This window comes from Niallia sp., from assembly GCF_031978665.1.
Lineage (GTDB): Bacteria > Bacillota > Bacilli > Bacillales > Cytobacillaceae > Niallia.
Genome location: NZ_DALZDK010000036.1, coordinates 20,358 through 28,427, shown reverse-complemented (window position 1 = coordinate 28,427; position 8,070 = coordinate 20,358). Strand labels below are relative to the sequence as shown.

At 36.8% G+C, this 8,070-nt stretch carries 10 protein-coding genes; all 10 read right to left on the bottom strand.

Annotated elements, in window-relative coordinates; translation table 11 throughout:
* A partial coding sequence (locus RTL21_RS18170) for a hypothetical protein (protein WP_312097882.1) occupies positions 1-871 on the bottom strand: 871 nt, incomplete at its 3' end.
* Positions 872-905: 34 nt separating this feature from the next.
* Positions 906-1,499 (bottom strand): MotE family protein, encoded by a 594-nt coding sequence (locus tag RTL21_RS18165; RefSeq protein WP_312097880.1) that lies wholly within the window; start codon positions 1,497-1,499, stop codon positions 906-908.
* Positions 1,500-1,952: a flagellar export protein FliJ gene (fliJ, locus tag RTL21_RS18160; protein WP_312097878.1), complete on the bottom strand. Its 453-nt coding sequence runs from the start codon at positions 1,950-1,952 to the stop codon at positions 1,500-1,502.
* A gap of 3 nt (positions 1,953-1,955) precedes the next feature.
* Entirely contained in the window at positions 1,956-3,272 is a 1,317-nt protein-coding gene (gene fliI, locus RTL21_RS18155) for a flagellar protein export ATPase FliI (protein ID WP_312097877.1), read from the bottom strand.
* Positions 3,269-4,033: a flagellar assembly protein FliH gene (gene fliH, locus RTL21_RS18150; RefSeq protein WP_312097876.1), complete on the bottom strand. Its 765-nt coding sequence runs from the start codon at positions 4,031-4,033 to the stop codon at positions 3,269-3,271. The genes fliI and fliH overlap by 4 nt, the downstream gene beginning before the upstream one ends.
* Positions 4,026-5,042 carry a flagellar motor switch protein FliG gene (fliG, locus tag RTL21_RS18145; RefSeq protein WP_312097875.1) on the bottom strand — a complete coding sequence of 339 codons (1,017 nt, stop codon included), beginning with the start codon at positions 5,040-5,042 and terminating at the stop codon, positions 4,026-4,028. The genes fliH and fliG overlap by 8 nt, the downstream gene beginning before the upstream one ends.
* Before the next feature lie 13 nt (positions 5,043-5,055).
* Entirely contained in the window at positions 5,056-6,642 is a 1,587-nt protein-coding gene (gene fliF / locus RTL21_RS18140; protein WP_312097874.1) for a flagellar basal-body MS-ring/collar protein FliF, read from the bottom strand.
* Between the two features lie 201 nt (positions 6,643-6,843).
* Positions 6,844-7,152: a flagellar hook-basal body complex protein FliE gene (gene fliE, locus RTL21_RS18135; protein WP_312097872.1), complete on the bottom strand. Its 309-nt coding sequence runs from the start codon at positions 7,150-7,152 to the stop codon at positions 6,844-6,846.
* A 19-nt stretch (positions 7,153-7,171) separates the two neighbouring features.
* Positions 7,172-7,624 (bottom strand): flagellar basal body rod protein FlgC, encoded by a 453-nt coding sequence (flgC, locus tag RTL21_RS18130; protein WP_312097871.1) that lies wholly within the window; start codon positions 7,622-7,624, stop codon positions 7,172-7,174.
* 2 nt (positions 7,625-7,626) lie between these two features.
* Positions 7,627-8,010, bottom strand: a complete 384-nt coding sequence (flgB, locus tag RTL21_RS18125; protein WP_312097942.1) for a flagellar basal body rod protein FlgB — start codon at positions 8,008-8,010, stop codon at positions 7,627-7,629.
* Between the last annotated feature and the right edge of the window lie 60 nt (positions 8,011-8,070).

Below are 8,070 nucleotides of genomic sequence, written 5' to 3'. Positions count from 1 at the left end.
CTGCCGTTTTTAACTCTTGTGATGAAGCTTCGACCTTTAGTCCAGGTGTCTGCTCTGGATTTGTTAACATGATTGGCATTGGACCCTTTTCCCGCACCGGATTAGCACCCAAGTTTTGCTCGTTCACTTCTGTAGATTGCTGTTTATTTTCCTTCTTAGCGGAAGACAACTTATAATAGCCGACAATAAAATTACTGTCATTCGTGAAAGAATGGCCAGCTTTCGTATATCCGGCTTCTTCTGCCTTAGTCCCAGTACTCGAAGAAGTTAATTCAAAGACTTTATTTAAAGAAAGCATTAAACCACTCAATTCTTGTACCGTTTCAGCAATTTTTTCTTTAACAGAATTATCCGGCAGCTGTTCTACTGTATTCTCAAGCAGTTTTAAATCAGTTAGCAAACACGGCAACTCAGTTTGATTAAACATATCCGGAGCTATCTCCGTGTTCGTTTCTTTCTTTAAAGCTTGAGTGATCGTGTTTTCTAAGTTAGCGTATGTTTCCGCTAGAATAGAATCCATATTTGGTGCATTTAGATTGGGAATATCTCCTCCATCCGAAAAATGATGATAGGTGGTCAATAAATGGTCAAGATTTAAAGATATCTGCTCATCTGCTGTCACAGCATTATTTATAGAATCATTTTCCACATTTGAATGGGGTACAGCAGATGAGCTAGACAGTATAGTCAAAAGCTGATGTATGCCTTCCTTACTTGCTGCATCCTCTTGGTTTAGATCACTTAGTTGCGGCTTTATTTTTAAAGCATTTATCATCTGCATAAACTGTCCATCTAATTTTTCCCCTGCTATTGGTTGACTGCCATTCGTTAACTCCATTTTTCTCCATGAATTAATCAGTCCTAGTTGCAATTTTTCACCCCCTTTCAAGTAAAATGGCTACTTATTACGGATTTGTTGTATCGGCTGATAATAGCTCTGTATATTTTGATGCAATAGTTGGTTCCATTTTCTCTAATATCGACGCAAGTTTTGCTGGTTTAAGCTCTGCCAAAATTTTCAATGCTTCATTTTCACTCATCTCTGACAGAATTGCCGCAGCACTTTTCGCAGACATCGTATCATATGTTTTCACGATCTCAGCAACTGCTTTTTTGGTTTCCTCTTGAGCTGATTGGAGAGAAGTTAACTCACTTTGTAATTTTTCCTTTTCCGAATTAACAGATTGGATTCTATTTTCACTATTTTCTAATTGTGACTCTAGCGCCTTTATTTGTGCATCCCGTTCCTCCAGCTTTGTTTGTAGGGAGCTAATCGTATTTTTATTATTTTCTAGTAATGTATCTGTCGATTTTTTTTCTTCACTTAGAAAAGGAATCGTATTTAATAACTCCTTGCCCTTCTCTGCAACATCCGCTCCAGAATACATGAGCAATAGCACAAGAACAATGATTGCAAAAAGGCTCGGAATAACTGCAACCATCAGAAAACGCTGGAAAAAGTTAAATGGCTTCTTTTTTTCTTCCCATGAGTTTTCCATTTAGCCACCTACCTTTTCATGTTGCATATATTGTTGAAGAGATATATCATCCATTTGTTTGGCCTCTTCAGCTCGTTCTAATGCTAAATAATTGGTATGATCTTTTTCCTTTATTTTCACAAACTTTTTCACTTCAATATTTTTTTCTAACATTTTTTCTTGAAAATAGGCCATAGAATTCCGGGCGTTTTGCACCATTTTTTGGGCATGTTCAATCGTTTTGGCTAAATTGCCTACAAATTGCTGATGATGTCTAATTTCTTGAACGGATAATCCAGTCGTTATTTTTTCCGCTTGATAGGCTTCTAGGTCTTCTTTTCTTTTTAGTAGTTCATATAGTTTTTCAGCAGCTTCTTCAAATCTATTTACAGATTGATTATATGCAGAGCTTGCTTCTTCTTTTTCTCTTTCTCGAATCGTTAATATTTTTTCGAATTTAAACTGATAGCTCATCTTTTATCCCTCTGTTCCAACTAAAGTTAATAAGGAATGGAGGCTTTCCTCAATCGAAACCTTCTCATCTGTCGCCTGCTTTATATAGGAAAGAATACTTGGATACAACCTAATCGCCGTATCAATCTCTTTAGAAGAACCTTTCTTATAGGCACCGATATTAATTAAATCTTCCGAATTCATATAGGTGCTAAGAAGGTCCCGCAATCGCTCAGCCGCTTTTACATGTTCTTTTGGTACAATATGATTCATCACACGACTGACACTTTTTAAGACATTAACGGCTGGGTATTGCCCCTTATTTGCAAGTGCCCGATCTAGAACGTAATGCCCATCTAGAATCCCGCGCACCGTATCTGCAATTGGTTCATTCATATCATCCCCATCCACTAATACGGTATAAAAAGCAGTTATACTACCATATTCATTCGTACCCGTTCTTTCTAGAAGTTTCGGTAAGATTGCAAACACAGATGGCGTATAGCCTTTCGTAGTTGGCGGTTCTCCAATAGCTAGACCTACTTCTCTCTGCGCCATCGCTACACGTGTAACGGAATCCATCATTAACATGACGTTTAAACCTTTATCTCGAAAGTATTCTGCAATTGCCGTAGCTGTATAAGCACCCTTTATTCGCATTAAAGCTGGCTGATCAGATGTAGCGACAACAACAATCGATCTTTTCAATCCTTCTGGTCCTAAATCACGTTCAATAAATTCTCGTACTTCTCTTCCCCGTTCTCCGATTAAGGCGATAACATTTAAATCTGCTTTTGTATTTCTTGCAATCATTCCTAGCAATGTACTTTTACCAACACCACTACCTGCAAATATCCCTAGTCTTTGACCCGTTCCGACTGTTAAAAGCCCATCAATTAATCGAACCCCTACTTCCATTGATTGAGAGATAGGAGGTCTTGTCATCGGATTTGGAGGTTCTTGATCTATTGGGACAGCCTTTAATCCTTTCGGCAATATGGAGCCATCTAAAGGCATTCCTAATGCATCAATAGCGGTCCCAATTAATGCAGGTCCTACTTTTATTTCTAAAGGTTCAGAAGAAGCTTCCACTAGGCAGCCTGGTGAAATATCATTTACCGTTGTATAAGGCATTAATATAATATTTTCATCATTAAATCCGACCACTTCAGCCTTGATCATTCGTTTATGCTTTGTACCAATATGAATATTGCATACATCCCCAATAGAACTTTTTGGTCCCTGTGACTCGATCATTAATCCGACTACTTTTTTCACGCGGCCATATTGCTTATATATGTCAATGGACGAAATTGAGCTTAGTAACGATTGGGCTTTCAACCTTCTTCACTCTCCAATATTTCAAGTAGCTTATTTTTGATCATGAGTAATTGTGTATCTACACTTGCATCTAAACGACCGTTTGCTGTTTCAATGATACAACCATTCTCTTCAATCGTTTCATCAGGAAAAATGAAAAGGCTCGGCTTAATCGGGAATAATTGTAGCAACTCCTCTTTTTCCGCTACTACCATTTCGTAATAGATAGGATTAACATGTAACTGAATTTCTCTCTGTTTTCTAACTTCTTTTAAGGCATTTTGCACAAGATGAATAAAATTTTGGCTATCTTCCTTCATTTTGTTATTGATAATTTTCTCTGCTACTTCAATAGCAAGCTCTAAAATCGTGCTTTCTGCAGATTGTAAGTATTTTTCATAATCGATTTTGGATGCTAGTACTGTATCCTTTGCTTGTTGTATGAAGCTGTACACTTCATTGTATCCAACGTTCTGACCTTCCTCGAATCCTGCTTGAAAACCATTTTTCTTCGCTTCTTCTATTAAATGTGCTTTTTCTATATCCCAATTTTTCTTTTCTTCTGAGAGCTGAACACTTATCAGTTCAGCCTCAGCCAGTGCATGCTTTCTAATTTCTTCTGCTTCTTGACGCGCTGCATTGATTATCTTGTTATATTCTGCTTGCGTTACTTCCCTTGATTGCTCAAATGCAGAATCGAAGGAATCTATATATTTAATGGAAATAACTTTCTCTTTCGTATCATCAGGGGCTGAATATCTTGACTTAATTAACCTAGACAATGATATCATCTCCTCCGCCACGGGCAACCACAATTTCTCCCGCATCCTCGAGTCGTCTAATAATCGCCACAATTCTAGATTGCGCTTCTTCTACATCCTTTAAGCGAACTGGTCCCATATATTCCATTTCTTCTTTAAAGGACTCAGCCATTCTCGTAGACATATTGCTATAGACAATCTCTTTGACTTCATCGCCAGATACTTTAAGTGCAAGCATGAGATCTTCATTTTCACAATCACGAATAATTCTTTGAATTGCTCTATTATCCAATGTAACGATATCTTCAAAGACAAACATTCTCTTCTTAATCTCTTCTGCTAATTCTGGATCTTGAATTTCAAGTGCATCTAAAATCGTACGTTCTGTTGCTCTATCGACCCCATTAAGCACTTCAACAACTGCTTCAATTCCACCAGTTTGTGTATAGTCTTGCGTAACGGTGCTAGATAGCTTTCTTTCCAAAATTTGTTCCACTTCATTAATAATTTCTGGTGAAGTACTATCCATTACAGCGATTCTTCTTGCAATATCAGCTTGTACTTCCTGTGGCAATTCGGACAGTATTTGACCTGCCTGCGTTGGATCCAAATAGGACAAAATTAGCGCAATTGTCTGTGGATGCTCATTTTGAATAAAGTTTAATATTTGGTTGGGATCTGCTTTTCTCGCAAAATCAAAAGGTCTTACTTGGAGAGAAGAAGTCAGTCTATTTAAGATAATGGACGCTTGTTCTGATCCTAGAGCCTTCTCCAAAACAGTTTTTGCATATCCAATCCCGCCTTGAGAAATATAATCTTGAGCAAGTGCAATATTATGGAATTCTTCTAAAACATGTTCTTTAGAAGTATTCTCCACTTTTCTAACCCCTGATATCTCAAGTGATAATCGTTCAATTTCTTCCTCACTTAAATGTTTATAAACCGAGGCTGCAACATCAGGACCTAATGATATAAGGAGAATGGCTGCCTTTTGCTTGCCAGATAATTCATTTGATTCTTTTCTTGCCATTTAACAACACTCCTTAATCTTCCGTAATCCATGTACGAAGTAATTTTGCAAATTCCTCTGGTTTTTCTTTAGCCATTTTTTCAAGTTGCTTTCTTCTGATGGTACCTTCTGATTCTTGCTCCTCCTGGATATCCACTACAGGAGTAACTGGTTGAATAATTTGTTCCATTTCTTCTTGTTTCTTTTTCTTTCTTGCATTCATGAATAAGAAGATTAATAGAATAATAATCGCAAGCAATGTTCCGCCAACTGCATAAATCCACCATGGAATTGCTGCTTGTACTACCTCAGTTGCTTGTGTTTTTCCATTAAACGGCTGAACAGACACAGCAATTTTGCTTTGGATATCCTCATCTGTTAGTTCTCCATCAGTAGATGTTTTATCTATCGATGTTCGAACGATTGTTCCTAATATATTGGAAATATCATCGATGCTTTCCTGCGGCAAGGAAGTAGTATCATTGGCATCAGGTGGCTCTACCATTACTTGAATACCTAAATCACGAATTTTATATGGACTTTCCACAATTTGTTTTTTAATACGATTTACTTCACTATTAACAGTTTGTTCAACTTTTTCATAGTCGCCATTACCGGATCCTGTTTCTGAATTATACGTTGTTGTATCTGCATCATCTTCTGCCTGTACAACTCCACCGGAAGCAGCATTTTCACCTGTATATGTTTCCGTGATATTTTGGGCACTTATTTCAATTCCTGCCATATTTTCTTCATCAACAGGCGTAACAAGGTTTTCTTCTCTATTTTCTTGGGTAAAGTCGATATCAGCAGTAACCGATACAACGACTTTATCTTGTCCCATTAACGTTCCTAGCATTGTTTGTACTTGTCTTTGAATATCACGTTCAATTTGTTTTTTTACATTATTTTGCGCAGTAAAAGTATCTGTCGCAGAATTATTTGAAGAATTTAAGTCAAAATACTCAAAGTTTTGGTTTGTAATGACGATATTATCTGTAGGAAGGTTTGGTACACTTTTGGACACGAGTGTATATAACCCTTTTATTTGATTTTCTGAGAAGTCATAGCCTGGTTTTGTATTTAACACAATAGAGGCTGTAGCTTCTCCCCCTTGATCTGAAACAAATACACTTTCTTCTGGTAAAGTGATAACAACATTAGCGTCATTAATCCCTTCAACACCTTTTATTAGATTTGCAATTTCTGTCTGCAATGCATCTAATTTTAAAACATTAAATTCATTATCTGTCATTCCGAAGCTTGCGTTCTCACTAAAAAAGGAATAGTCAATGCTACCTGACTCTGGTATTCCTTCTGCTGCAAGTTCAACCTTTAACGTGTCTACTACTTCTTCTGGAACACTAATAACTGTACCCCCGCCAGAAATTTCAGAAGTTACCCCTCTACTATCAAGACTCTCTTTAATAGCTCCTGTTTCTGAAGGTGTTAAATTACTGTATAGTGGCACTAGTGTTACCCTCGTAAAAAAATAAGCTGAAAAGATTGCAACTAGAATAAGCAAAAGTCCGCTACTCATTACCACAGTCTTTTGCTTTTTTGAACGACTTTGCCAATACTCTTTTAAAGGATTAAATATTTTATTTAGGTTCTCTTTCATTCTCTTCCCCCGGCTACCGTAATTTTGTTTAGGTAAAAACCGCCCATCTTTATATGTTGCCTGTTTTCTCCAACGTTGTTATTTTCTCTTTGGAATGAAGCCCGTTGACTGCATGGACACTTGCCTTCAACGGGCATTAATATAAAGACTTTCAAAACAACATCGTTTAAAGGCAATACTTCTTTGAAAACAGTCTTTATATTAAACCGACATTCTCATCATTTCTTGATAAGCTTCCACTGCTTTATTACGTATTTCTAATGTAGCTTGCATCGTAATATTTGCTTTTTGAGAGGCAATCATCACTTGAGATAAATCAACATCCTCTCCTCTTGCTAGCTTGTTTGTTAGAGCATCTGATTCATTTTGGGCTTGATTCACGCTATTAATCGATTCTTTTAAAAATGATGCAAAGTCTTTTTGTGTATTAGCAACAGATGTTTTATTACTAGTTGATGTATTCGTTAATGGAAATGCAGAAGATACTGCAGAAAAATTTAATGGTTCCATTTAATTACTCCTTTTCGGTTTATTTACCGATTTCTAATGTTTTCATTAACATGCTTTTAGAAGCATTTAAAGCAGTGACATTGGCTTCATATGATCTTGAGGCACTCATTAAATCAACCATCTCACGCAATGGATCTACGTTTGGCATACTAACATATCCATTTTCATCCGCATCTGGGTTTTCCGGATCATAAACCAACTCAAATGGCGTTTCATCTTCTACAATTTTCGACACACTTACTCCCCCGCTTGCCTCTGAGCTATTTCCCCTGGCCGCATTCAAATGGGAAGCAAATGAACCCTCTTGCTCCTGAAAAACTACTTGTTTTCTTTTATAAGGCTCCCACTCACCATTCACAAGTTTGCCTCTCGTTGTATCAACGTTTGCCATATTAGAAGAAATAACATCCATTCTTAGTCGTTGGGCTGTTAATGCAGAGGCCGTAGTGTTTATACTATTAAAAATAGACATTCTTACTTACCTCCTCTAATTACATTTTCTAGTGAACTAAATTTCCCGCTAATTCGATCGATTAACGCGTTGTAATATATTTGGTTTGTCGCAAGATCGGTCATTTCTTTATCCATGTCCACACTATTTCCACTGTTGTTATACGTAGCATTAGATTTTGAAACAACTGCAGTTGAAGAATTATTAGTAGCTGAGAAAGAAATATGTTTGCTACTTGTTACATTCGCATTCATCGCACTAGATAAAGAATCTTTAAAAGTCACAGTCTTCGCTTTATAATTTGGTGTATCTACATTGGCAATATTTTGCGCAATAACCTTTTGCTTTTGATTAGAATAATCTATCGCGTTTTCTAGGGTTGTTATTGTATTAGAAAAAAGCTTCACTTTATCACACCTCAAGAAATCTTATTTAAGAAAAATGTTGAATTTTGTTTTTTTGTGACG